This window comes from Rickettsia sibirica 246, from assembly GCF_000166935.1.
Classification (GTDB): Bacteria; Pseudomonadota; Alphaproteobacteria; order Rickettsiales; family Rickettsiaceae; genus Rickettsia; species Rickettsia rickettsii.
The window spans coordinates 621,461-644,631 of the sequence record NZ_AABW01000001.1 but is presented as its reverse complement, the minus strand read 5'-3'; the positions used below and the strand labels follow the sequence as shown (position 1 = coordinate 644,631).

Genomic DNA, 23,171 nt, shown 5'->3' with positions numbered 1-23,171 from the left:
AAAATTTTAAATATAACAACTTATTTATCAGCTCCAAATTTTGTAAATGTCTGTAATCCGCATATTAATAAAAGCACTTGATATTTATTACCTTTGGAAGCTTCTTAGAGGTAATCGATCAGCCTATAAGCGGGTAATATTGCAACCGGACAATTTTTAGAGGTTTATAAGCATTTAGAAAATAATGCCGTACAAGGTTGCCCATCAAAAGAGATCATAACCCCTGAGGGAACATTTGAACTTTTTTACGAAGGTCATTATCGTATAAAAGAAGTAAATTTGTCTGTAGATATAGCAAATACAAATAATAAGGGCAGTAGTGGTATCTAGCACAGTTGAGCAAATTGAGTATAGATAAAAAAGAAATACCAAATTTAATAAAACAATAGTTAAAAGTAATAAAAAAACTATATGAACCTCAATATGGCAAATATTATATCTTTACAAACTTACCTAAAGTTAAAGTAGATGATTTAAGAGAGCAAATTTTAAGGTTAATTGAAGTAAGTTTATCAACTTATAATTTGATTGTCCATACTGAAATATTACAACAAATAGAAGAAACTTTAAACGAAAAACGATTTGTAACAATTAGTGCTTTCGCTGGAGCCGGTAAAACCACTCTAGCTATAAAATATGGAGATAGACAAACACAAGCGAAAAAGAAAATAGTACGTTTTATTAACGTAGATTCTGCAGACAAAGTCCTTGAAGCATATAGACAACTTGCTAAAGAATTTACTATTTACGTAATAGATGAAAAGGAAGAAAACATAATAAGATTAGTCCATGAAAGGATTGCTAATTTAAATTCAGCTATATTATTTATTTTTGATAATGTTGAAGATCATAAAGATATAGAGCCTTATCTTAACAGTATAATTAATATACTTAATGGCACAAGTGATAATTACTACTAAAAATAATAATTTAAGTGATGATATAGAAAATATTATATTAGTAGAGTCTTTTAGTAAAAAAGAAGCGATATTATATTTAAAGAAATCTCTAAAAAATAGATTAAACAAGAAAGATATTGATAAATTAGTAGAAGACTTTGGTAGTAACGATGCTGCATCACCTTATAGGCTATCTAAAGCAGTAGCATATTTAAAAGCAAATAAATTACTTAAAGTAAATGATTAACATTAATTACTTTAAAAATAGCAAAGATGATCATATAGAAACCGTTTTATTACTACAATTATTAGAAAAATCACCTTTAGCTTGGCAGATATTTTACAATATTCTGCAGATTTAGACCCTGAGTTTATCAGTATAGAGATTTTCGAAGAATTATTTTTAATAGATGAAGAAAAGCTACAAGAACCTATAAAAAGGTTATAGAAGCATTATCGGTAATGAATCTAACATACCAAAATAGACAAGCCGGCTTACAATTACATAGATTAATGCAATTTATAACAAAGCAATATATAAATAAAATAAAGAACATGCGATAGATGAAAAAGAGATTTATACAAGACTAGTAGAAATCTTAGATGATTTATTTCCAATATTAACAGATGTTCCAAGTGAAGACTGGGAAAATTCTAAAATATTTTATCCCCATGTAGTAAAAATATTAAATGATGATATTGAAATGGATAAATGTAGAAAGGCAAATTTATATCAAAAAATGGGTTATTATAATGAATATATATTATGTAAATTTGAAGAATCGTTAAAATATTATAAGAAAGCTTTAAAAATCGATCAAGAATTAGTTCATCCTTCTTTTATTGCTAGCTCTCAATATCGGAGTGATTTATGAAAATTAGATAATACATACGAAGCTATAGAGTTCTATAAACAACCTTATTTAATGTACGTCAAACTTTAGGTTTAGGCCACTACAAGGCTAAAAACTTATCTCAAAAAAATTGCACCAGAATTTATAAAAAATAATGAAACTAGAGAGTTTATATTGTAAAGAGGCGATTTTGAGGAAGTTACATTAGAAATTAAACAAAAAATACAAAAGAATGTTTTAAATAAAATATATATTAATGTTGCTAAAGATAAGTGGAATAGTAAGTTCTCAATCTTAGGAAATTGGGGGTGCAAGGCTATTTAGGTGATAGATATTTATAGCAAAACAACTAGGAGTTTTATCTGACCTTAAAAATATAGAAATAGCTAAAATGTTATGTTTTGAAGCGATTTGCTTAGTAGCGATTAACAGCTCTAGCAAAAACTTCACTTGTGTAAAAGAATTTGTTAGAGCCTATCCTGAATTAACAAATAAGATAACAAACGAACATCCTGAATATTTTATTGATGGCTCAATATTACGGGTATGTGTTAATGATGAAGCAATTTTAAATAAATTGCTAGCTAGTGGTTAGTGTGGCTATGTAGCTTTACCCTCATCCTGAGGAAAATCAGATTTATCCATTAAATTTTTAGCAATGTTGCTTTCTGAAAGCTTAACTGATTGGAAATATTCGGATACAAGTTTTATCACTTCATCACAAAATTCATCTTGTAGCTCTTTACTTGCGGTTGATTTTTGGTTTTGCATTAACTGTATAGCATCAGATTTTTTATGCTCTAAAAATTCTTCAATTTCTTTAGTTTTTTCTTGAATGATTTTCTTGGTAACTTCATTACTGTCTTCTATCATTTGAGAGCGTAAAGTTTCTAATTTCTTTATTTGTGCGTTGGTGTGTTTAAAGAGCAAAGCAGCATCTTCTTTTAACTTTTCAGCTTGTAGAACTTTTTCTTGGACTTCTAAAATCTTAGCATCTAAAGAATTTAAAATGGCTTTTTTTGCCGGTTTATAAACTAAATATAAAAAAATTACAAAACTAACGGCAAGCCAGAAGCTCTCATCTAGGAAATTCATTATTTTACTTTTATATTTTGTAGTAAATTCATATCTGCTTTAGTGCCAGCTATTTTTTCAATAATATTAACGGCAAGCTTTATGATTGCTGCGCTTTTATTAGTTCTAAATTGCTTAGCAGCTAAATTTATATCTTCAATGTTTTGATTTATAGCGTTTTTTAAATCTTGCTCTAGATTCTTTTTTTTAATTAAAAATTCTGATTCTAAAGAGTCTATTTTTTCTTTTTTTAGTCTATCTATTTCAGCATTTGTTTTGTCTATTTCCTCGTTATAATATTTATTTAGCTTTTCTACTTCTATGGTCAATGTATCGGCTTGCGTAATATTATCTTGAATATTTGTCTGTCTATTATTAAAAATTTCTTCAGCTTTTGGAGTTATAAATTTATAAACAAAGATATACAATAAGCCGAAAGTAATGATAAGCCAAAAAATTTGTGAATAATAGGTAGCAATATCAAATTGAGGCATCTTATTTAAAAATGAATTTTAAGAAAAAATAAGTAACATAGCAATTACAAAGGAAAAAAGTCCCATTGCTTCAGTAAGACCTGCACCGATCAGAGCCATTCTTTGTAAGTTTTCTGTAGCCGAAGGGTTTCGTGCTATTGAACTAAGTAGAGAGCTAAATATATTACTAACGCCTAAAGCTGCACCATACATGCCGATAGCCATAAGTCCTGTACCAATAAATTTTAAAGAAACCATGTCCATAAAAAAACTCACTTTTAATTAATCAAAAAATTTTATCTAATTATCTGTATAATAGGCTTTTTGCACAATGAAGCTAATAAAGAGGAATTTGCAGAAAACACGAAGCACAGAACTGCAGAGTACAAAAAAGTACGTGAGGATTCAAGCATCGGATTGACGTACAAATTACCTTTAGAAGCAAGTTGTGCAAAAAGCCTAGTGTAAATTAATAACATCATTAAGATACATACAAGATAAAATAGTAAAAATATAAGCTTGAAGTATTGCAACAAAAATTTCAAACCCAATTAGTATCACCATAATAGGGATTGGCAGAAATTTCAAGTAAATCATTAATGACACGGTAAAACCGGCTATTACTTTTAATAAAACATGTCCTGCCATCATATTAGCGGCAAGTCGCAATGATAAACTAACCGGTCTTGCTAAATATGTAAATAGTTCAATTACTATCATCAACGGTGCTAACCATAAAGGAGTACCATGTGGTAAAAAAAGGGTTAAAAAACGTAAGCCGTGTTTTACAAAACCGACTATAGTTACCATTAAAAATACTAGAATTGCCAAGGTAAAAGTAACGATAATATGACTAGTAGTAGTAAAGCTATAAGGTATCATACCAAGTAAATTACAGAATAAAATGAAAATAAATAAACTAAAAACTAACGGAATAAATTTACGTCCTTTTACTCCTATATTCTGATTTAACATATCAGCTACAAGATTATAAACTATTTCAGCACTCACTTGTAATCTAGAAGGTACTAATTTCCGGTTATAAAAAGCTAAGTAAAAATAAGTTAGAGCTAAGATGCTAGCAAGTAACATATAGATACTCGAATTAGTAAAGCTGACGTCAAAACCGAACATTTTGATGTCTATTAATTTTTTGATATCAAATTGTGCTAAAGGGCTATGAGTCATTTCCTTACTTTTTATTATTTACTTTTTTCCTTATAATGTTAAAGCCGGCAATCATTCCTATTATTGTAAATATAATAAGAAATAAAGGTTTAGAATTAAAATTTTTATCCGTAAATATTCCAATTACGACACCTATCATTGTACCTGAAACTAAATCTACAGCGATAGTGAAGGGGCTAATTTCTTGCCGAATTTTAGGATTAGAAAACTTAGGGGTTGTTAAGTCTTTAATTCTTGCTTTGATATCTTTTAGTTTTTCCGTATTCATTAGTTTATCTCCGTCATTGCGAGAAGAGGCCATAGCCGTCGACGAAGCAATCTCAGGATATTTAACGAGATTGCCGCACAGTCTACGACTGCTCGCAATGACGATCTAAATTACAAGCTCATTTCATTTTTTGCTTTTTCTTTCTGCTCCTCTAAAGCTTTATCAACTGCTGTGGAAATAGTATCTATGCTATAACTTCCTGTTTGTACTCCGTTAACGAAGAAAGAAGGAGTACCTATAAATTGGGGTGCTTTTGCTACAAAATTGGTATTAGCAATTAGTATTGCAGTAATTTTATCATTATTTAAACATTGTTTATATTCTTCCGGAGAAATACCGCCAAGTTGTCCTATATCAGTTAATAATTCTCTGTATTTATTGCTATATGCCCACTTATCTTGTTGTATTAATATGATATTATGAAGTTGTGTAAAACTATTTGTATCCCCCTTGCAGCGGGCTAAAATTGCAGCATCTAAATCTTGTTTAGTAGCAATAAATTCACGAACCACATATGCAATTTTGTTAGTATCAATATATTTTTTCTTAAGTTCCGGAAAAATTGTTTGATGATAATAAGCGCAATGCGGACAGGTAGGAGAAAAATACTCGACTACTATAACATTTGATTTTTTGTTACCAAGAACCATATCATTATCATCAACTTTAAAAGTGACTTTAACAGGTTTTATTGCAGGATTTTTTTGTTTTTGTGAAGCCGGCGTTGATACTTCATCAGTCTGATTATTATCATTAGCAGGAACTATTGATTCAGCCGTATTTTCAGAATTTACGGCTTCCTGATTCGTTGCTTTAGAAGTTTCGTTATTTTGAGTTTCGTGCTCTATTATTTGTTTTTCCTCATGGTTCTTATCTTGTGCTTTTTCTTCTGAACAGCTACTCAAAAATAATAAAAATATTAGTATAATAAAAATACTTCGCATATTTATTCCTTTAACTTATTAATATTATCTACAATAAGATCGTATCAATTTTATTTCAATAAAAATCTCTACTTTATAATAAAAGCAAAATGTGCTATGCTATAGAAATAATAGTCTAACATTAAGTTCTTAGGCACTAAAACCACTACGGAGGAATTAATAATGGCAAATACAACACAATCCGAACAAAAATCTGAGTTTAAAATAGGGCAGAGAATTGTCTATCCTGCACATGGAGTTGGTGAAATAACAAATATAGAATATTATACTATTGCAGGTACTGAAATTAAAGTATATGTAATTTCCTTTTCGCAGGATAAAATGACATTAAAAGTGCCTGTTAGTAGAGCTGCGGTTGTTGGTCTTAGAGCGGTTGCAAGCAGAAAAGATTTAGATGTCATATATTCAACTCTTCAAGGTAAACCAAAACAAGGAAATAGAATGTGGAGTAGAAGAGCCCAAGAATATGAAGGCAAAATTAACTCAGGTAATATTGTAGCTATAGCCGAAGTATTACGGGACTTACATAAAAATGTTGATAATGATCGTTCTTACAGTGAAAGAACACTCTATGAATCAGCTTTAAATAGACTTGCAGGCGAGCTTGCTATCCTTGAAAACATCCACCCAACCGAAGCAATTAATAAGTTAGTTGAAGTATTGCGTGAAAAATTAGTAGCATAGTTATACTCGTTCAACTTGAAAAATTGACTGTGTCGTCTTTGTAAGTCCTCGGATACTCACGTATTAAAAGTATACGCTCTGCTCCTCGGCTTACAGGCTCCTTGCTCTTTTCCAAGTTGAGCTTCGTATAGCTACCCTTCATTTACTCAGATTATATTTTTATGGATTGGCTGTAGTCTACGACTACTCGCAATAACGAAAAAGCTAATCCATGCAACAAAGCAGACTTGATCACGAACATTTTAATTACTCTACTAACAGATAATTTATCCGGAATTTCTCAAGGGATGTATTAACTACATAGTCAACAAATTCTTTTAATAATTTTGGATCTGTTACTTCCTGTCCTTTATCGTCACGAGCAGTTAAAAGTTTTGAATTAATTTTTTCAAGAACACCTTTCTTAATATCATCAATATTATGCGTACCGTCTAACATTTCTAAAATATATTTTTCATGTATCGGTATACCTACCATATCGTTAAGTCTATTAGTGACGCTAAACACGCTAGTTACATTATTAAAATATGCTTGTTTTGCTTGGTATCTTGCAAATTCGCTAGTTTTAGGTTTTTCGGTGATAGTTGCTATAGCATGAGGTTTTGTCTCAAATATTTTGAGATAACCTTGAAAAATGAATATGATAAAATGCTGTTCTAATGCTGCTAAGAAATCTTGTAATTGATATTTACCAAGCTTTTTAAAAGCTTCTTTTGCTACTTGTTCTAAGCTTATCGGATTGCTAATATTTTCGGCATATACATATAAAATAGCTTTCATGATTGGCGAAGTGGTTGAAATAAAAGGCTCAGGTAAATTTTCGTAATAGAAGCTAACATTTTCTTGTTCGTTAGTTAAATCAACAGCTTTTTCTAGAATTACCGGTCTAATATTAAGGCTAGTAAAAAACTCTTTTAAATTATTAAATTCAATTTTTCTGTTTATAGGTATGTTTTGATGACATAATAATGTCGAGCGGAACTTTCTATTAGTGATAAAATCCATATATTGCTCAGTACGAACAATATCATTAACGGCTTGTAGCTTTTCTGCTGCCTGAGTAGGTAAATTACCGATAAACATTGCAGTAAGCGACGTATCACCTAAGTAATTTAGATGATTTTTTTGAGCTTTTTCTATGAATTGGTGAAAATATATACCTGTATTAATTTCGCCTAAATATTCATGTAATACATATGAGTCCGTATATGCAGATAATAATTTTGTTTCATCTCGTAAGAAATTAGAATAAGGCGTTGTGGAGCTTTCTAATGAGTCATTGATGAACTTTAAAAGTAATTTAGCTTGCTGTAATTTATCATGGCTAGTATTAAATAGCTCTGAATGGAACATAATCATTTCACGTATTGTTCTCTGCATATTCCAGCCCGGGAGCGTATTGTAGCTTACAAAAGCTATGCCGTTCGGATTTAGCAGTTTATTACAGACTTTGAGTATTTTATCTTGTACTTCTTCAGGTACCCATGAATATACGCCGTGACAAACTATGTAATCAAACTTACCGTATGACTCATCAAGGTCCAATATAGATAATGCCTTTAGTTCGGCATTTTTTATTTTCAAATCACTGATAATTTTTTTACCTAATTCTATTTGTGTTTTGGATAAGTCAACACCTAGAGATTGTGATTTAGGATATGTTTCAGCAAAGTTAAGCAGATTAACACCGATTCCACAACCGAGTTCAAGTATTTTAGCAGTTTCAAGAGGTGGAGGGTTTAGCCCGAATAGCTTGCCGATAGTTCTTAAATAAGGTGGGGAGGTATAACTGAAAGTAAATGGAGAATAAGGTACTTCATCATAGGATATTTTATTAGCTTGTTTTGTCATAGTATTTACATTAAATTAAAAATCAATTTTAAGCAGTTTCAAAAGATTAAGCAATATATTTATATACAAAAAACTTTAAATTTAACTAATAATATGTAAGTGAAGTGTAAGTTTATTTTATGAAAAATAATAATAGTTATTTTGGTTTTTTAAGAGGTGCGATAAAAATCAAGAAGGATGAAATTTTTCTTGTGAATCTGATTGGGATAGTGCTTTATTGTATGGATCAGAAAATACACTTGATGTCATTCCCGCTTTTAGCGGGCGTTGTTACATGGTGTGAGAAAAGTGTTCAATGTCATTCCTGCGAAAGCAGGAATCCAGAAAAAAAGTATTAAATACAGCAAATTTTTGAAATTAAAAGCTTGATTTATCTCGCTTTATGTTGGATTCCTGCTTTCGCAGGAATGACATTATTAAACAAACTATAACTTAATCAATTGTGCTTTAGTTGCAAAATTTTCTATTCCCTCTAGATTGGTAGTGGTAACCCATAGTTGCATGTTTAAGCCGGTCAAAAATTCGATTAAATATTGACGTCTTTTGTCGTCTAAATGCACAAAGACCTCATCTAAAAGTAAAATCGGTGCTATTTTAGTTAGCTTTATAGCATAATTCATTTCAGCAAGGATTATTGCAATTAATATAGCTTTTTGTTCACCGGTAGAACAGAATTTGGCTAAGATATTTTTCTTTTGATGCTTTACTAAAAAGTCACTTTTATGAACTCCAAAACTAGTGCGACCAAGTAGTTTATCTTTGCTTCTTGTTTGATAAAGTTCTGCAGTAATAAAACTAACAATATTTTTTTTGCCGTTTAATATTTTTTGTTCAACAATGCCGTCAATCGATAAATCGGCTTTTGGAAATTCATTTTCAAGGTCATCTATTGCTTGCTGCATAAATTCTAAGGTTTTTAAGCGATTATTAGCAATATGGTTAGAAATATCAGCCATCTTTTCTTCAATAATTTTAAGCCAATTATCATCTCTTATATCTTCTACTAGAATTTTATTTCTCTCATGCATGTAATATTCGTATTTACTAACTAGCTCTGCATGCTTTGGATCAAAATTATAAACTATTCTATCAAGAAATTTTCTTCTATCACTGCTACCGCTTGTAAAGATTCCTTCCATGTGTGGAGTCAGCCATACCATGCTAGTGAATTTATTTAACTCATTATTGGCTATTTTACTTTCGTTATACTCAGTTATCCTTCTATTAGAACTACGTTTAAATTGGGTGGTAAATTCTGCAAGTCCTAGCTTACTTTGCAATAGAGCTTTAACTAGACAATGATCTTCTGAAGTTTTGCATACGTTGGCAAGTTTTGCTGATCTCAGCCCTCTTCCTGGATAAAATAGCGATATAGCTTCTAAAATATTAGTTTTACCGCTACCGTTTTCACCTATTAAAATTATTGGTGTATTATCTGTTTTTAGTTCAAGATTTTTAAAATTACGATAATTCTCAAGACTTAAGGAATGTAGGAAGATATTTTTCATTTTATGAAAGAATAATAGTTAAATTATTGATACGTTGCATTTATACCCTCTAGAAATTGCCATAGTAGTTTTGCTCCTTGATATGCTAATGTTTGTTCTTTTGAGCTTAAATTATTAATCAAATTTGCACATTCTTGTGTATGCCATTGATCAACTTTACTATGAACAATGAAGGACTGTAAAGTTCTGTAATCTGAATTTCCATAAAATTTTTGTAATCCTTGAATTTTAGAGTCAGATACTTTAGGAGTCTGACGCTCATAAGCATAAAGTACTCCAAGACCTATAGAAAAAGATTCCTCTGTTAATTTAATAACCTTGAACAAGTTTTTGAGTTGAGTCTAATTTAGGTTCTGAAGTGCGTTGGTTTCTTAAACATCCAAGTCCTTTAGCAAAACGTTTCCATAGTTCCGGGTGATTTTCTTCACCTTGTTCTTCTTCTATAAGATTACCAAGTAATATTTGTCTAGCTTGTAGTATATCACTACATTTGGAATGTATTGCACTTAATATAACGTGGGAAAGCTGTAACGTGATGATAATATTCTTTTGTGTAAATTTGTAAAGTAGAATGAGTAAGTTTTCCCATATGCCATAATTGAAAAATGGATGATTTAAGAGGTTATATTGCTCAAGATTTTTATATTAAGCTGTGCTAAAAATTTCATCTTACCTCCTCTTAGTAAATTTATAAATCTGATAATTGTTTGTTTTATCTATTATTACAGAATGCCATTCTGCTAAAAGATTAAGAGGCAAAAAAGTATCTCCATCATAATTTTTATTTATTTTTGTAAGTAAAAATTCATCAATAAGATTTTGTTCTAGGAAAAGAGTTGCTATTTCTGTCCCTCCAACCATAAAAATTTTTTTATCAGTAAAAGGTTTTATTACCTGCCAAAAATCATCTAAGGATTTAATAAAAAATATATTATTATAAGATTGTAATGGTGTATTTCTTGAAAAAACAATACAAATACAATTTTTTAAAATCTTTGTAGGTATAGAGTCAAAGGTTTTTCGTCCCATGACTATAATATTATTTTTTACCGTCTGATAAAAATATTCAAACTCCTTAGTATAAGACCAAGGCATCTGACCTTTATTACCTATCACCCCTTGTGGGTCACATGCCATTATACCGATGATTTTTCTATTTTTCATAAGATATAGTTAATCATATGGTCTGCTACAAAAAATTTTTGATGCTCTATAACATTATGCACTCGTAAATAATCAACTACGTTTTCCATTAAATATTTTGATATTGCTATTATTTCTAAGTCTCTTTCCGATGCTTTGGAATTATAAAAAGCGGAAATATAAGATTTTCGTGAGTGTCCTAACAATATCTCACATCCTAGATTTTTAAATTCTTTAATATATTGTAATATATAAATTTTGATAAACGGATTTTCCAAAACCAATTCCAGGATCAAGAATGATATTTTTTCTATCAAATCCACATTTTTCTAATTTTGTTATTTCTTGCTCTGTCCATATATTTAAGCTAGCAAGCGGAGATTTATCGAAATCAAGACATTTTTGTTTTTGCGGTGGAACGGTTAATGAATGCATAGTAATAATTTTACAATTATAATCGGCAATTAATCGTAATGTATAATCATCTAGATTATTTTTAACCAAGTTGATACAGGAAATAGGGTATTTTTTTTAAAACACGTTTAATTACTTCAGGAGTAAAACTATCAATACTGACTATAACTTTTTTTTCCTTTATAACTTCCTTAAGCTCTTCAAGAACATTATTAAGCCTTGCATATTCTTCATCTTCATTAATAATTAAAGCAGAAGGACGTGTTGATTGTGATCCAAGCTCAATTTATTGTAGCCCCTTCATTTATCAAGCGTACAAAATTTCTAACGGCATCTTCTTTATGAAAACTCAATCCTCCATCAGAAAAAGAATCAGGAGTAATGTTTAAAATAAGGACAAATTGAGGATTTAAAACAAGAGAGCGTATAACTCCTTGATGTTCAATTAAATGTGCTATTTCTGCAAAGGTTTTATTGTTGTAAAAATTATTGATCGGACATGAATAACGACATTCCAAGCTTAAACCTGCAATTAGATGAATAAGAAACGGTCTGTTTAATATTTCAGGATGCGGTATCTTTAAATCAGGTAAATCTATATGGCAATTATTCCAAAGTAGGATATCTAAGTCAATAACTCTTGGAGACCATTTATCGTAAGAGCTTGCTCGACCTAGTTGTTTTTCAATCTTTGTTAAGCTCAATTAGAAGTTTACTAGGCGTTAAAGTACTTTTGCCCTGCACCACCATATTTAAATATGATTTATCCCAAGCTTTATCTGCATTAGGTTGTAGAATAGCTTGTGTTTCAAAAATAATAGCTTGCTTAAGCGATATAAAATTACAACTTTTTTAGTGAATTTAGAGCTTTTTTAATATTTAAAAGTTTATTACCTAAATTACTGCCTATAGAAATATAAATCATAGTGTCTCCTTTCCTGAATAAGAAAAAGAAACTCCGCCATGCACTCCTGAAACCGGTGATTTTAATTTAGTAACGGTTACTTTAGAAAAATCTTTTCTAATTTAGATTCGATAAAATTTTGATAAATAATATCACATATATTTGTGCGGCTAAATACTCGATAAGATTAAAGTGATTTTCTTGAGAAAGTTTTTGTACTAGCCGTACGATTTTTGCATAACAAACAGTATCATTTATATTATCCGTTACAGTAGCAAGGGGAGGAGTTGAGAGAAAGAGTTTTATGTTAATTTTTACAGGTTGAGCGTGGTGTTTTTCTTGAGTACTGCAGCCAAGATGTACCCAAGTTATTAGTTCCGCAATATTAAGTTTACATAATTTAAGTTGAAAGCTTAATACCTATCATAATATTAATGTTAGTTTAGTATAAGCTCTTTATAAAAAGATACAATAGTTAAATTGATATACCGCCACTTTTTTTAAAGCCGACATGAGATTTTTCAAGTTTTTTAATAAGTCTAGGTGAATATGATTTAATTTCTTGTTCCTTGCCGCCTTCATATTTTTTAGCGAGTTTCATGCCCCCTTTGATCATATTATAGGCGAAGTTCATTAGCTTCGTTTCGCCTGCTATTCTTTTTGGGTTCATAAACATATAAATTTGGTAAACGGCAAAGCTTTTTAATAAACGTTTTAAGTCTATTCTAGCTTGTTTGGTTAAACCTTGTAATTTGTCTTTTGGGTTTGTAAGGTTTTTATTAGCATCTCTAACTATTTTAGAATGCTGATGCATTAAATAATTACTGACTTCGGCAACATTCTTGTTAATGAGTTTCTCATCCATTTTAAGCATTTTAAGCTTTAAGTTTTTAGTTTTACCTAAATACTTACGGATTAATAAGATAATCCGACTTTGCAGTTGAGTTAGATCCATAGTTTGTTCATTTAAGATAGAAAGCATTCGTTCCATCTCATGCTCAAATTCTTCATTTTGGCTTAATTCTTCAAAAATTTCCTCTACCTCTTTACTTTCAAGTACAAGATCGTCACTAATACCCATTAATGCATCTTTTATTTGATCAGCAATTTTTTTGGTATCTTCAGAAAATTGATTATTTGTCATAATCTAATTCATCGTTAAATATAGCTATTTTTATACTAGCACCACATTTCTGCTTGTCTATAAAAATTGTATTAAGAGATATTAAATTTTTCTCATTGAGGCTAACTCTGAGGAATTATAACAAGCACCTAACATATTGCTAGAATCTTCATTATTATTATAATATGGTCTAAATGAAGAATTAAGGTGTAAATCATCGAACTTCAGTAAAGGTTCTTTAAAGTATGAATCATGTGACCGGTTTGTCGTAATATTCGTATAATTTTTCTGTTAAATTTTTATATTTTTCAGTTTTTTGTATAAATTTAAGTTGACTACACGGTGAAGAAATTATTGATGTTAACTCTTTAGACAAATCATATAATATTCCATAAGGTTTAGGTCTTCCTTGTTCTTCTATGAGAGCTTTCGTATTAAGACAAAATACTTTTAGTGAATCTTGCAGACTTTTTTCTGATATATCTAGATTATATTGGTTATAAAAATCACCTTGGCTTGAATATAATTCAATTATTTCTGATGCTAATTTAGCTTCTTTTGCTGTATTTTCTTTTGCTGTATTTTCTTTTTTAGTTCTGATTCTTTTAGATGTAATAATTCATTAAAAGCTTCTTTTGCATAAGATATATGAGTAGTATTTTTAAAATATTCTAAAGCTTTTACATAATTTCCGCTCTTAAATTCAATCTTCCCAAGTTTTATATTTGCCTCTTCAGAACCAAGGCTAGCAGCGTTTTCATACAATCCTATTGAGTTTTTAGATAGTTTTGTTGAGCCATTAGGTGTACAGATTTGTGCTTGTTGACAATAAATTTTTGCTAATTGATGTTTATATAAGTTTTCGTTTTTATAACAATCATTAATAGATTTGTGAGTTTCTTTTAGTAATTTTCCTAATAAATTATAAATAGGTAGCGCTTGATCAGGTAACACAGGCTGATGTAAAAGCTTATCATATATTACTTTATCGAGATTTTGAGATATTTCTGTAATAGATTTAGAGGCGGTAATATACTTCCAAAGAGATTTAGCTTCTTGCTTGCTGACTGAGCCTATTAGTTTTTCTAAATTACTAATGCTATTATTTATAGTTATACCTAATATATTATTAAAATTCTTAAAGCTCTTTGTTAAAAATAATTTAATATTATCTAAATTTTCAACATCAGTGCTAGAATTGTTAATATGCTGTAAAAAGTTTTTATATATATTATTGATTGCTTTTAAGTCTAAAACATCGTTATTTTTGATATCTTCATAAAATTTTTCAATAGTCTCATTTAATTTGTTATAAAATGAATCTTTATCTTTGCATATTGTATGCTTAAATGATTCTAATAACTTTTCTTTTATATTATATGCCCCGAGGTAAATAAATCGTTAAACCATTTTGCAGAATTAAGTGTAACCAAATTTTCTTTTTCGGAAAATTTGATGTTAGATAAATATAGTTAAGGTGATTTAGAAGATTCTCTAATTTATTTTCTGATTTCGGTGTTTCTAAAAGCTGATTTAATTTTTTAACGGTTTCTAAGAAATTTCCTATAGTTTTGGCATTGTCTTCTAACTGTTTATAATAATTTACTATATCTATTAATTGTTTCAATTTGTCTGTTTTAGGCAAAACATCTTCAAAACTTTAAATTATTTTCTATATATGTTTTAAGCTCATTGATACTAATTGGTACTTCTTTATTAATTATATTTATAGAATTTAAAATATATGTTAAATTTTCGCCGTCGATTGTTATTTTATTATATTCATCTAGAATGATATAATTATCATCTCTAATATTTAATAGCTTTGTATAGTCTTTTGCTTGCTCGCTAGCTTGAAGTAAAAATAGAATCTTTTATTTTATTAATGATACTCTTTTGTTCATCGCTAAAATTACCGAGTTTTATAGTTTCATCAATAATTTTAGATATACGAGTATGATTATTGCTTGTTTGGGCTATCAGTCACTACTATAGATAAATTACCTTCATTTATATCAATATAATTTAGTAAATTGTTCAAATATACCGACATTGGCTTTGACAAGGGAAAAGTTAGAATTTTTTGTAGGAAAAATTTGTCAATAGTAGATTCAGAGGATGAATTAGCCGCATCCAAATAAGAACTGTTATATGTTAAATATTTTGCGTTTTTTATATAAAAACTATCTAAAATATTTGAACTTGTGGTTAGACTTTTTTTGAGCAGTCCCAATCTCCATACTCATTACTTTCTAATATTAATTCACCGTCTTTAAGAAAATTAGCTATGAGCTTTAAATCTTCTTTCTCTTGCCCTAATATAATTATAGCTTTATTACTCCTATCAATAATAGATTCATATTTCTCATTATCTTTATTATTAAGTCGATAAAATTTTTATCCTTTACATATTGGATATAAAATGTTCCATTTCTGCTTCCTTTATTTCTTCTTTTTTCAACATCATTATATCCCTCATATTTTCTGCTTTATTGTGTTCAATATTATTTGTTATTTCAAACGAATTTTGATTTAGGAGTGTGTTTGTATCGGTTGAGTTGCATTGTTGTTGTCATTTAGTATTTGAAATAGTACTATCTACTATTTCCGTATGTTCTTGTTTTTTAAATTTATCATTTAAACGTTTTACATAAACGGTATAATTGTACATAATTAATCCGTTTCTTAGTTGTTTTTTATTTAATAATCTTAACTCAAAAAATTTCAATTTAGTTAATAAATTAATTAATTTTAACTAAAAATATCACAATTTAGATATTACGATATTTAATATACTGAAAGATGATTTTTATTGCATATATGATAAGAATAAGTTTTATTATAAATAAATATTAATAATTACTTAGGTTATGAGAAATAATAAAAACCAAATGTATATTATAAAAATTTTTATAGCCCTAGCTATGATTACGGGCATAATATTTTTATGTTTATTGTATTCTTCATTAACTCCGTCTCAGCTTAAGATTGGTGCGAAAACTAGTAATATGGACGATTCGCCTAAAATTAAGTTTACTCTTATAGATCAAGAAGGAAAGAAATTTGATAGTACCCATTTGCAAGGTCATTTAAGTTTGATTTATTTTGGTACTACCTATTCCTTATATGACAATCAAACACTAAAAAGAGTAGAAGATATTATTAAGATTTTGAAGAAAGAGAATATTTTAGTACAAGTAGTTTTTATTACTCTAGATTCTGAGCATGATACAAGTGAAGTATTAAAAAAATATTTAGAAAAAATAGATGATAATTTTATAGGTTTAACAGGGAGAGTCCAAGATATTGAACAATTAGCAGATCAACTTAAGGTCTTCTATACATCCAAAATATTTGATGTAAAAACAAACAAATATGAATTACAACATTCTAATTTTGTGTATTTAATTAGCAGTCAGGGAAAATTTTTAAAGCATTATTACTTAGGCTTACCGAAAAATGGTTAACAGATAATCTCTAAGCATTTCCTATTTGTGATGAGAAATGTATTTCATCAATGCCTAAGTGTTTTAATGCATTATGCCATTTACTTTCAGGATTATCGGCAAAAATAAATTCTTTATTACAATCCATAACCAGCCATAGATTTGTCTCTAATTCTTCTTCAAGTTGCCCTGGTTTCCATGCTGTATAACCGACAATGAATAAGCTATTTTTAGGTCCTTTACCGAAAGCTATATCTTCTGAAATTTCTAAATTAGAGCTTACTGCTAAATCATTATGGAAATCCAATAACAAATTTTTATTATAATCGCTAGAATGAAGAAAAAACCCTTTTTCATGTTCTACGGGTCCGCCAAGATATATAGGAACCATAACCGGGGTTGTTATTTTGTCATTTTTTATTTTAAAAAACGATTTTAAATCTATATGATTTACTAAGCGGTTAAATATTAATCCTATTGCTCCTTCTTCCGTGTGTGATAACATATAAATTAAGGATTTATGGTAAATGCCTTTTGTAATTACATGCGGTGTAGCAACTAGTGTTTTACCGGATAAGTTATGAAAAATTTTATCGCCCATAAATTAAACTTTAATTATATAATATATAAGATTTAAATCCAATTATTCAATAGAAGTTAACAATAATGGTCACATTTTTTGATATTACTATTTTTGCTATTATTACTCTTTTCTCATTTTTCGGCTTATATCAAGGCATAATCGGGTTTGCAACTAGAATACTCGGTTTTATTACTTCTATAATGTTAGGATATTTTTTATATCCATATATTTCTGACCTAATCGGGAAATATATGGATAATGAGGTTATAAGAATAATTATTGCCGGTGTTATATCTTATGTTATTGCTTTAATTTTATGTGTTTTTATAGTTTATAAATTTCTTGCTATAATTTCATTTATGAGAAACGGTTTTATTGACAGATTCTTAGGGCTATTAGCAGGATTTGCCGTAGGTACTACTATCTCGTTAGTACTATTTTTTATAACAATGATCTTTACTTCTGAAAACTATTTTAAAAGTAAATCTTTAAAAGATTTTGTAGTAAGTAGCAAACAGAGCAAATATGGAGGAGTACTGAAAGTTGCCGTTACCACTGATTATTTAGATGAATTAAGTAAAAATATTATAGTTATAATTCCAAACGAGACTTTAAAATCTATTGAAATATTTGAAAATAAAGACCTAAATAATTTCAAAAACTCTCTTAAGAAATCGAATGATTCTAACGATGATGATGATGAATAGGATGTTATTTTGACGTCATTGCGAGGAAATTACGACATTATTGTGCGAATTGAAAAACGCACTCGGTGTCATCCCGTGGTCAAACCACGGGATGACAACGGAAAACTGATCCACACGGGCAATGCCTGCTCGCAATGATGATTACCTACCAAACAAACACCATAACCCCTACCTTTCATTAAACCAGCCTATTTCCCTTAAATTTCATAAATCACGCCATCGTAAATAATTAATAAATATTAACTAATAGTAAATTTATTCATTAATTATTATGTGTTGTAAATAAATAGTGTATAATGACTGATAAGTTAAGTGGTAAAATCATTAAAAGCAATAAGTTATAGGGGAAATTATAACTAATAAGAACAAAATTTTTTTTAATAAACTTTTACTAGCAACCAGTAGTATTATTGGGCTGCTTGCAAGCATGGGAGGCTTTGCGGCGGATATTATTCCGGCGGGAAATCCATCTTCTAATATAGGTACGATGAATAATTGAAGATATAATCACAACCATTATCTTCCACAAGATAATGACAATATTATTATCGCAGAAAATAACCATATGGTTAATTTTGCCCCAAATATTAATGATATTAATCTTTATGGTTTTAATGGGGTATTTACTATTATTGAAGGCAATCCAACTACAAGAGTTAGTATTAACAATATAACTAACGTTGACAATCTGCAAACTCAAAGGGCAGTTCAAAATGCTTTAGGAGCACCTCTTGCATATGGCGCCAATAATAATAATGCAAAAGCAAAGCTAAAGCTTATAAGCGGTAATGGAACAGGTTCTGAGCTAACCATTACCGGTAATGATATTAGTGCCGTTGAATCTATTGAGCTTGTATTTAAAGAAAAAGTTGATATGAAACATCGCAACGGCAGTGTAATAGATACAGGGAATTTAGAGTTTATAAGTTTTGGGAAGGTAAGGGTTAATAAAGGTTTTACCGGTAATATTACTAATACTAAAACTATTAGTATGAGAGGAGAGGTAACTTTCGTAAAGATTCCTGATATTTATGAAATCGGCTCACAAACCAAACAAGTTTCTAAAGTGATGTTTGAAGGTAATCATGAACACAAATTGCATAATGATATTCATTCTAGACAAACTAATTTTGATTCGGGAACTTATAATATTTGCACGCAGGATATTACAATTAACGGTAACGTTAATGGCTCGACATTCGATCTTAGACGTAACGTAATTCTTACCGGTGATGTAGTACTTGAAGGTAATATTACTATAAATGCTTTAGGAGAAAGCGGTATAGTTTTTCAAAATCTCCCTACGGCATTCGGTACAAATATTGTGATTAATATTAATAGGGTTCACACGGCGAATGATGTAGCCGCCCTATCAATTTTGAGGATGAGTAATGGAGATGGATTTGTTCCTAATGGATATACTTATACTGCAGCAAACCGGTACAGGTGTGAATGATATGTATGTCACTGGTAAGTCCGGTAACTTAACTACAGGGATTGCAGGCATAAAATTAACCGCTCCTAAGAGATTATCAAACGATACTCAAATAGTACCGGGACTACATGCTTCTGTAGAAAATAGCTTTAGCAATAAGCAACCTAAGGTGAAAGCTAGATTTATTTGGGTAGATAATTACTTTGAGAACACTACAAGTAGCAGCACACCGAAAGTCGGCTATAATGTAGGTACAAGTTTACTTACCGCTCATAAGAATATTGAGCTATTTGCAACGTATAACTGTAATTTACACAGCAAATATACTAGCCACCAAAGGTTCATAAAGTTAAAGATATTGTTCTAAAAATATCATTCCTGTGCGGGATACCAAATCGTCATTGCGAGCAGCCGTAGGCTGCGTGGCAATCTCATGAAATAATAACAAACTCCTGAGATTGCTTCGTCAAATTACTTTGTAATTTTCCTTGCAATGACGCAAAAACAAATATCCACGCAGCAATGCCTCATCGCCTTGTGAATTCCTTGCTCTTTTTGAAGTTAATCTTCGTCTACCATTCTTCATTTCACATCAGTATACTCATAATTCCCTAACCGGTTTTAGTACTAACTTTTTGTTACTAAAGATATTGATTTTAGAAAAGAAATTACTTTTTGGCTTTTTAAAATCACGTTGATAATTTTCACCGGTGATAGCATTATAGCTAGTAATTAAAGAAGGTATAACCTCGTTATAATATATTTTATAAAGGTCATGCATAGTTTCTTTGGTAGTTAAATATCCCCATTTTACGGTTTGTTGCGGTACTCTTGCTAAGGCTTCAATGCAGGCTATCGCTTCTTCAATTTCAGGGTTTTTATTTTTATACACGTCAGCTGCCGGTGATAAATTAGCTTGCATATCTTTAAACATAGCATCAATCATTAATGCCATATATTCATCAGTTTTAAATTTTCTTACAAATATTAGATTATTCCTACTGCTATAATTTAGAAGCTGAAATTTATATATAAAAATCATGAATTTTATAGCATAAACTTTTAAGCCACTAACTTTATTTGCATTATAAAATTTAAGTTTCGTTTCATAATCTAATTGCTTTTTCATACCTGCTTTAAGGAGCTTACTCAGCAAATTATGACAATGTATTATGTCATTTTTTCTAGCAATTCGTACTTTATCGGTAGCTTTAGTACCGGAAAAATTAGCCGAATGGCGAGTTATTTGCCTGCCTTTATCATCTCTCTTTATATCGGCAAAATGCCCAAGCTCTTGGGCTGCGATAATCTGAAGTCTTGCTGCCGCAGCAAAGCCGTTGCCGTAAGTCGGATGATCTTTATTGTTTTCAGCAAAAGGATTACCGCCGCATGAAACAAAAATAGCTACGTCCTTGCCGTTAGTGCTTTGCATACCGCTATTACCGCCTACTCGTTGCCAGCTAACCATATCCATCATATCGCCGATATTATGTGAGTAGGTAAGAAATACTTCCGTCTTATTAAGAAGAAGCCACCTTATTACGATCGGATGAGCCGACTGAACAAAAATACGTGCTAGCATTTCGGTTACTTCTTTCTTAACCGGCTGTAGCTTTTGTATTTGCTTTTTTAAATTATCGAAAATTGATTTTATTTTTTGATCTGAAGCGGAATTTTTGTATAAATTTTGAAAAAGCTTGGTAGTTTCAGGGATTAAATGCGGGCTTGTTAGCTCTTCTTGACTAACCATTAAGCTTATATTAAGAGCAGGTTCGGTAAACCTTGCAAAATTGCAGCAATCATCGGTATCTATCCGTAATTTACCGGACTTAATTAATTGCATAGCCAAATGCTCATACTCTATTTCCATGTCCTGCTTATAAATAGCAGGAACACGGTCAAGAATGTGATATATGCTAGTCATTTTAAAAATTTAGTGGTTATTTTCTACATTACTTGTTGGTAGTACATCATCATTTTCGTCTATATTTAAAGGTATGAGCTCTAAGTTAAATACAAGCTCAGGTTCATTAGGTACGTGCTTCGGTTTAGGTTCTTCTTCAAATATGAGGTTTACAACAACATCTACCTTAGGGAATACTGTATCAAAGCAATCTTTAAAAAATTTATTTGACGATTTTAACTTTATTGCATCTAATGCTTTTTGTCTACCATCTTTATTTTTAATATATATGTTAATTGCCTCTCTCCTAAAAAATAAATGAGGATAATCATCGAAAATTTTTGTAATTAGCTCCGGCTGTTGCTCGCTAAAATATTTGAGACATACCTTATTACCATATCTAAATATTTTATATGCTAAGAATAAGACAAAACAACCTTGTTCTTCTTCAGTAAATTTATCAGCAAAATATTTTTGATTAAGAAAATCTTCAACTCCTCTTCTGATACCGGTTGAAGAAATCGCTATTTTTTTAAAGTGGTTTTGAGCAATCAACCGAAAAGCAAGATATCTTTATACTTCGCAGCTGTCCGCTTTTTGCTTTCTCAGTTATTATTTCAGATTCAGGTACTTGCTTTTCCATTTGCCATAAATCGTACTCTACATTGCCGGAAGTAGTTTTCTTTATATCATCCCATGATGTGCTTAATTCTTCTTTTGTAGTAGTTAAAATTTGATTTAACAACGATTTAGAACTCTTTAATATATCCTCTGCATGATGATACATATAACTAATCAAAGAAATAGCATCTTGAAACGCTAATTTTTCCATAGGATTACTATTCATTTCTTTGATATTATTTGGTATCATAACGAAAAAATTTATTGTGCATTGGCAATTTAGTCGTAAAGAAATTACTGAAATCTGTCTCATTATTTTTTTTTGATTTCTACACTCCTTAAATTAGCAAAAAGTAAAGCTAATTTCTGTAGATCTTGTCCTACAGGTACGGTTATATCAGATTGTTTATTAATCATTTTACAAAATTTAGTAAGTACATCTACTAGCTTTTTTTCTTCCTTAGAGTTAAACATATTATCACCGGCATCATGCAGAACTGCTATTAGAGCAGTGGCAATAGAATTTAAAAAACCAGACGCTGCTATGTCGCCAAGATAACAAACCCATTTTATAAGAGAAGAGGCACTCACACGTTAAATACCCTGCATCAGGAACTACTAGACCGCTACTTACAGCACTAGCAGCAATACATACATTGTTGTAAAGCCATATTAAAACATTTATAATATTCTTCTAATTTAGGGTTAATGACTTTCAATTCTTTAATTTGGTTGTTTATATCTGCAGTATACCCAACATTTGCAGATTGTAACATTTTTTTATGTCTGCAATTGCTTGCGCATGTCGAGCTATATCGTGGTCATGTTTAGCTATTATGCTTATTAATGCATTTAATGTTTGACTCACTTCTATTATATCATGCGAATCTTTATTATTAAACGAAGTTAATTGACTACTATCTCTCGATAACATCGGTGAATTATTAGTTTTATTAAGTTCTGGAGTTATTTGACTGAGAATTTCCTGAAATTCTTCCTCATTCTCTGGACAAGATATATATATATTTGTTAAGTACAGTACCAGCTTCGCTTAATTTGCCTGCTTTATAAAAAGCTTTTCCTAATAAAATATCAGTATCTTTAGGTTTAGATGTATATAGAGCTGTTTGTCGTAATGAAGCTACTGCC

At 29.9% G+C, this 23,171-nt stretch carries 31 protein-coding genes and 3 pseudogenes; 10 read left to right on the top strand and 24 right to left on the bottom strand.

The features are described from left to right. Positions 1–524: 524 nt before the first annotated feature. From RSIB_RS09795 to RSIB_RS02720, 4 genes and pseudogenes are all read left to right on the top strand, one after another. Positions 525–920 carry an AAA family ATPase gene (locus RSIB_RS09795; RefSeq protein WP_004996972.1) on the top strand — a complete coding sequence of 132 codons (396 nt, stop codon included), beginning with the start codon at positions 525–527 and terminating at the stop codon, positions 918–920. After that, entirely contained in the window at positions 895–1,146 is a 252-nt protein-coding gene (locus RSIB_RS09790) for a hypothetical protein (protein WP_004996971.1), read from the top strand. The genes RSIB_RS09795 and RSIB_RS09790 overlap by 26 nt, the downstream gene beginning before the upstream one ends. A 457-nt stretch (positions 1,147–1,603) precedes the next feature. After that, a pseudogene (locus RSIB_RS08675) lies at positions 1,604–1,781 on the top strand (tetratricopeptide repeat protein). A 363-nt stretch (positions 1,782–2,144) separates the two neighbouring features. Further along, complete coding sequence (locus RSIB_RS02720) at positions 2,145–2,348, top strand: hypothetical protein (protein ID WP_004996959.1); 204 nt, start codon at positions 2,145–2,147, stop codon at positions 2,346–2,348. Positions 2,349–2,353: 5 nt separating this feature from the next. On the opposite strand, the gene RSIB_RS02725 is transcribed toward RSIB_RS02720, so the two are convergent. From RSIB_RS02725 to RSIB_RS02735, 3 genes are read right to left on the bottom strand one after another with little or no spacing between them, the layout of a single operon-like run. After that, the gene (locus RSIB_RS02725; RefSeq protein ID WP_004996957.1) at positions 2,354–2,848 is read right to left on the bottom strand and encodes a F0F1 ATP synthase subunit B; all 495 of its coding nucleotides are present in this window, start codon (positions 2,846–2,848) and stop codon (positions 2,354–2,356) included. Beyond that, positions 2,848–3,321: a F0F1 ATP synthase subunit B family protein gene (locus tag RSIB_RS02730; RefSeq protein ID WP_004996956.1), complete on the bottom strand. Its 474-nt coding sequence runs from the start codon at positions 3,319–3,321 to the stop codon at positions 2,848–2,850. The genes RSIB_RS02725 and RSIB_RS02730 overlap by 1 nt, the downstream gene beginning before the upstream one ends. Positions 3,322–3,339: 18 nt before the next feature. After that, the gene (locus RSIB_RS02735) at positions 3,340–3,564 is read right to left on the bottom strand and encodes a F0F1 ATP synthase subunit C (protein WP_004996954.1); all 225 of its coding nucleotides are present in this window, start codon (positions 3,562–3,564) and stop codon (positions 3,340–3,342) included. 21 nt (positions 3,565–3,585) lie between these two features. On the opposite strand from RSIB_RS02735, the pseudogene RSIB_RS07870 reads away from it, so the two are divergent. After that, a pseudogene (locus tag RSIB_RS07870) lies at positions 3,586–3,765 on the top strand (palindromic element RPE1 domain-containing protein); the annotation flags it as partial. On the opposite strand, the gene RSIB_RS02740 reads toward RSIB_RS07870, so the two are convergent. The 3 genes from RSIB_RS02740 to RSIB_RS02750 all read right to left on the bottom strand — a co-directional run bounded on the left by RSIB_RS02740 (position 3,760) and on the right by RSIB_RS02750 (position 5,700). Then, a complete protein-coding gene (locus RSIB_RS02740; RefSeq protein ID WP_004996951.1) occupies positions 3,760–4,488 on the bottom strand; it encodes a F0F1 ATP synthase subunit A in 729 nt (242 codons plus the stop codon). The pseudogene RSIB_RS07870 and the gene RSIB_RS02740 overlap by 6 nt on opposite strands. A gap of 4 nt (positions 4,489–4,492) precedes the next feature. After that, a complete protein-coding gene (locus RSIB_RS02745) occupies positions 4,493–4,756 on the bottom strand; it encodes an AtpZ/AtpI family protein (RefSeq protein WP_026053137.1) in 264 nt (87 codons plus the stop codon). 110 nt (positions 4,757–4,866) lie between these two features. Then, positions 4,867–5,700, bottom strand: coding sequence for a DsbA family protein (locus RSIB_RS02750; RefSeq protein ID WP_004996943.1), 834 nt, complete (start codon positions 5,698–5,700; stop codon positions 4,867–4,869). 162 nt (positions 5,701–5,862) lie between these two features. Here RSIB_RS02750 and RSIB_RS02755 point away from each other — a divergent pair, with 162 nt between their 5' ends. Further along, positions 5,863–6,384: a CarD family transcriptional regulator gene (locus RSIB_RS02755; RefSeq protein ID WP_004996941.1), complete on the top strand. Its 522-nt coding sequence runs from the start codon at positions 5,863–5,865 to the stop codon at positions 6,382–6,384. A gap of 246 nt (positions 6,385–6,630) precedes the next feature. On the opposite strand, the gene RSIB_RS02760 is transcribed toward RSIB_RS02755, so the two are convergent. The 12 genes and pseudogenes from RSIB_RS02760 to RSIB_RS08985 all read right to left on the bottom strand — a co-directional run bounded on the left by RSIB_RS02760 (position 6,631) and on the right by RSIB_RS08985 (position 15,560). After that, a complete protein-coding gene (locus RSIB_RS02760; RefSeq protein ID WP_004996937.1) occupies positions 6,631–8,235 on the bottom strand; it encodes a methyltransferase regulatory domain-containing protein in 1,605 nt (534 codons plus the stop codon). A 425-nt stretch (positions 8,236–8,660) separates the two neighbouring features. Then, positions 8,661–9,743: a DNA replication/repair protein RecF gene (gene recF, locus RSIB_RS02765; RefSeq protein WP_004996936.1), complete on the bottom strand. Its 1,083-nt coding sequence runs from the start codon at positions 9,741–9,743 to the stop codon at positions 8,661–8,663. A 23-nt stretch (positions 9,744–9,766) separates the two neighbouring features. Continuing rightward, positions 9,767–10,069 (bottom strand): iron-containing redox enzyme family protein, encoded by a 303-nt coding sequence (locus RSIB_RS02770; RefSeq protein WP_004996934.1) that lies wholly within the window; start codon positions 10,067–10,069, stop codon positions 9,767–9,769. A gap of 343 nt (positions 10,070–10,412) precedes the next feature. Continuing rightward, positions 10,413–10,907: a dihydrofolate reductase gene (locus tag RSIB_RS02775; RefSeq protein WP_004996932.1), complete on the bottom strand. Its 495-nt coding sequence runs from the start codon at positions 10,905–10,907 to the stop codon at positions 10,413–10,415. Then, positions 10,904–11,390 (bottom strand): annotated as a pseudogene (locus RSIB_RS09785) (dihydropteroate synthase). The gene RSIB_RS02775 and the pseudogene RSIB_RS09785 overlap by 4 nt, the downstream one beginning before the upstream one ends. After that, positions 11,383–11,544 (bottom strand): hypothetical protein, encoded by a 162-nt coding sequence (locus RSIB_RS10230; RefSeq protein ID WP_272942536.1) that lies wholly within the window; start codon positions 11,542–11,544, stop codon positions 11,383–11,385. The pseudogene RSIB_RS09785 and the gene RSIB_RS10230 overlap by 8 nt, the downstream one beginning before the upstream one ends. Before the next feature lie 37 nt (positions 11,545–11,581). Next, positions 11,582–12,004 carry a 2-amino-4-hydroxy-6-hydroxymethyldihydropteridine diphosphokinase gene (locus tag RSIB_RS09370; protein WP_004996922.1) on the bottom strand — a complete coding sequence of 141 codons (423 nt, stop codon included), beginning with the start codon at positions 12,002–12,004 and terminating at the stop codon, positions 11,582–11,584. Between the two features lie 317 nt (positions 12,005–12,321). After that, positions 12,322–12,576 carry a dihydroneopterin aldolase gene (locus RSIB_RS07845; protein WP_231284276.1) on the bottom strand — a complete coding sequence of 85 codons (255 nt, stop codon included), beginning with the start codon at positions 12,574–12,576 and terminating at the stop codon, positions 12,322–12,324. Positions 12,577–12,679: 103 nt separating this feature from the next. After that, on the bottom strand, positions 12,680–13,348 hold the full coding sequence (locus tag RSIB_RS02795; protein WP_004996920.1) for a DUF5394 family protein: 669 nt from the start codon (positions 13,346–13,348) through the stop codon (positions 12,680–12,682). A gap of 522 nt (positions 13,349–13,870) precedes the next feature. Continuing rightward, positions 13,871–14,281, bottom strand: coding sequence for a hypothetical protein (locus tag RSIB_RS02800; RefSeq protein WP_004996918.1), 411 nt, complete (start codon positions 14,279–14,281; stop codon positions 13,871–13,873). A 421-nt stretch (positions 14,282–14,702) separates the two neighbouring features. Next, positions 14,703–14,972, bottom strand: coding sequence for a hypothetical protein (locus RSIB_RS02805; protein ID WP_016728417.1), 270 nt, complete (start codon positions 14,970–14,972; stop codon positions 14,703–14,705). Positions 14,973–15,287: 315 nt separating this feature from the next. Then, positions 15,288–15,560 carry a hypothetical protein gene (locus RSIB_RS08985; protein ID WP_162009630.1) on the bottom strand — a complete coding sequence of 91 codons (273 nt, stop codon included), beginning with the start codon at positions 15,558–15,560 and terminating at the stop codon, positions 15,288–15,290. A 637-nt stretch (positions 15,561–16,197) separates the two neighbouring features. On the opposite strand from RSIB_RS08985, the gene RSIB_RS02810 reads away from it, so the two are divergent. Beyond that, entirely contained in the window at positions 16,198–16,794 is a 597-nt protein-coding gene (locus RSIB_RS02810; protein ID WP_016728418.1) for an SCO family protein, read from the top strand. Positions 16,795–16,804: 10 nt separating this feature from the next. Here RSIB_RS02810 and RSIB_RS02815 read toward each other — a convergent pair whose 3' ends face one another. Then, positions 16,805–17,374, bottom strand: a complete 570-nt coding sequence (locus RSIB_RS02815) for a YqgE/AlgH family protein (RefSeq protein ID WP_004996911.1) — start codon at positions 17,372–17,374, stop codon at positions 16,805–16,807. 65 nt (positions 17,375–17,439) lie between these two features. On the opposite strand from RSIB_RS02815, the gene RSIB_RS02820 reads away from it, so the two are divergent. The 3 genes from RSIB_RS02820 (at position 17,440) to RSIB_RS02830 (ending at position 19,865) form a co-directional block, all read left to right on the top strand. Beyond that, positions 17,440–18,063 carry a CvpA family protein gene (locus tag RSIB_RS02820; protein ID WP_004996909.1) on the top strand — a complete coding sequence of 208 codons (624 nt, stop codon included), beginning with the start codon at positions 17,440–17,442 and terminating at the stop codon, positions 18,061–18,063. 565 nt (positions 18,064–18,628) lie between these two features. Beyond that, positions 18,629–19,519 (top strand): hypothetical protein, encoded by an 891-nt coding sequence (locus tag RSIB_RS02825; protein ID WP_004996907.1) that lies wholly within the window; start codon positions 18,629–18,631, stop codon positions 19,517–19,519. Then, the gene (locus RSIB_RS02830; RefSeq protein WP_004996906.1) at positions 19,476–19,865 is read left to right on the top strand and encodes an autotransporter domain-containing protein; all 390 of its coding nucleotides are present in this window, start codon (positions 19,476–19,478) and stop codon (positions 19,863–19,865) included. The genes RSIB_RS02825 and RSIB_RS02830 overlap by 44 nt, the downstream gene beginning before the upstream one ends. 234 nt (positions 19,866–20,099) lie before the next feature. Here the strand turns inward: RSIB_RS02830 and RSIB_RS02835 are convergent, their stop codons facing one another. The 5 genes from RSIB_RS02835 to RSIB_RS09780 all read right to left on the bottom strand — a co-directional run bounded on the left by RSIB_RS02835 (position 20,100) and on the right by RSIB_RS09780 (position 22,956). Further along, complete coding sequence (locus RSIB_RS02835; RefSeq protein WP_010976735.1) at positions 20,100–21,422, bottom strand: DUF2748 family protein; 1,323 nt, start codon at positions 21,420–21,422, stop codon at positions 20,100–20,102. Between the two features lie 9 nt (positions 21,423–21,431). After that, positions 21,432–21,956, bottom strand: coding sequence for a hypothetical protein (locus RSIB_RS02840; RefSeq protein WP_004996902.1), 525 nt, complete (start codon positions 21,954–21,956; stop codon positions 21,432–21,434). Beyond that, positions 21,934–22,272 carry a hypothetical protein gene (locus tag RSIB_RS02845; protein WP_244261517.1) on the bottom strand — a complete coding sequence of 113 codons (339 nt, stop codon included), beginning with the start codon at positions 22,270–22,272 and terminating at the stop codon, positions 21,934–21,936. The genes RSIB_RS02840 and RSIB_RS02845 overlap by 23 nt, the downstream gene beginning before the upstream one ends. A gap of 62 nt (positions 22,273–22,334) precedes the next feature. Beyond that, a complete protein-coding gene (locus RSIB_RS06910) occupies positions 22,335–22,613 on the bottom strand; it encodes a hypothetical protein (protein ID WP_004996897.1) in 279 nt (92 codons plus the stop codon). Between the two features lie 145 nt (positions 22,614–22,758). Next, on the bottom strand, positions 22,759–22,956 hold the full coding sequence (locus RSIB_RS09780) for a hypothetical protein (RefSeq protein WP_004996895.1): 198 nt from the start codon (positions 22,954–22,956) through the stop codon (positions 22,759–22,761). Between the last annotated feature and the right edge of the window lie 215 nt (positions 22,957–23,171).

Bases quoted from the DNA above. Each gene is read 5' to 3' on its own strand.
- RSIB_RS09790 (WP_004996971.1), top strand. From the start codon at position 895: ATGGCACAAGTGATAATTACTACTAAAAATAATAATTTAAGTGATGAT.
- RSIB_RS02720 (WP_004996959.1), top strand. From the start codon at position 2,145: ATGTTATGTTTTGAAGCGATTTGCTTAGTAGCGATTAACAGCTCTAGC.
- RSIB_RS02725 (WP_004996957.1), bottom strand. From the start codon at position 2,848: ATGAATTTCCTAGATGAGAGCTTCTGGCTTGCCGTTAGTTTTGTAATT.
- RSIB_RS02730 (WP_004996956.1), bottom strand. From the start codon at position 3,321: ATGCCTCAATTTGATATTGCTACCTATTATTCACAAATTTTTTGGCTT.
- RSIB_RS02735 (WP_004996954.1), bottom strand. From the start codon at position 3,564: ATGGACATGGTTTCTTTAAAATTTATTGGTACAGGACTTATGGCTATC.
- RSIB_RS02740 (WP_004996951.1), bottom strand. From the start codon at position 4,488: ATGACTCATAGCCCTTTAGCACAATTTGATATCAAAAAATTAATAGAC.
- RSIB_RS02745 (WP_026053137.1), bottom strand. From the start codon at position 4,756: ATGAATACGGAAAAACTAAAAGATATCAAAGCAAGAATTAAAGACTTA.
- RSIB_RS02750 (WP_004996943.1), bottom strand. From the start codon at position 5,700: ATGCGAAGTATTTTTATTATACTAATATTTTTATTATTTTTGAGTAGC.
- RSIB_RS02755 (WP_004996941.1), top strand. From the start codon at position 5,863: ATGGCAAATACAACACAATCCGAACAAAAATCTGAGTTTAAAATAGGG.
- RSIB_RS02760 (WP_004996937.1), bottom strand. From the start codon at position 8,235: ATGACAAAACAAGCTAATAAAATATCCTATGATGAAGTACCTTATTCT.
- recF (WP_004996936.1), bottom strand. From the start codon at position 9,743: ATGAAAAATATCTTCCTACATTCCTTAAGTCTTGAGAATTATCGTAAT.
- RSIB_RS02775 (WP_004996932.1), bottom strand. From the start codon at position 10,907: ATGAAAAATAGAAAAATCATCGGTATAATGGCATGTGACCCACAAGGG.
- RSIB_RS02795 (WP_004996920.1), bottom strand. From the start codon at position 13,348: ATGACAAATAATCAATTTTCTGAAGATACCAAAAAAATTGCTGATCAA.
- RSIB_RS02810 (WP_016728418.1), top strand. From the start codon at position 16,198: ATGAGAAATAATAAAAACCAAATGTATATTATAAAAATTTTTATAGCC.
- RSIB_RS02815 (WP_004996911.1), bottom strand. From the start codon at position 17,374: ATGGGCGATAAAATTTTTCATAACTTATCCGGTAAAACACTAGTTGCT.
- RSIB_RS02820 (WP_004996909.1), top strand. From the start codon at position 17,440: ATGGTCACATTTTTTGATATTACTATTTTTGCTATTATTACTCTTTTC.
- RSIB_RS02825 (WP_004996907.1), top strand. From the start codon at position 18,629: ATGGTTAATTTTGCCCCAAATATTAATGATATTAATCTTTATGGTTTT.
- RSIB_RS02830 (WP_004996906.1), top strand. From the start codon at position 19,476: ATGGATATACTTATACTGCAGCAAACCGGTACAGGTGTGAATGATATG.
- RSIB_RS02835 (WP_010976735.1), bottom strand. From the start codon at position 21,422: ATGACTAGCATATATCACATTCTTGACCGTGTTCCTGCTATTTATAAG.
- RSIB_RS02845 (WP_244261517.1), bottom strand. From the start codon at position 22,272: ATGATACCAAATAATATCAAAGAAATGAATAGTAATCCTATGGAAAAA.
- RSIB_RS09780 (WP_004996895.1), bottom strand. From the start codon at position 22,956: ATGTTATCGAGAGATAGTAGTCAATTAACTTCGTTTAATAATAAAGAT.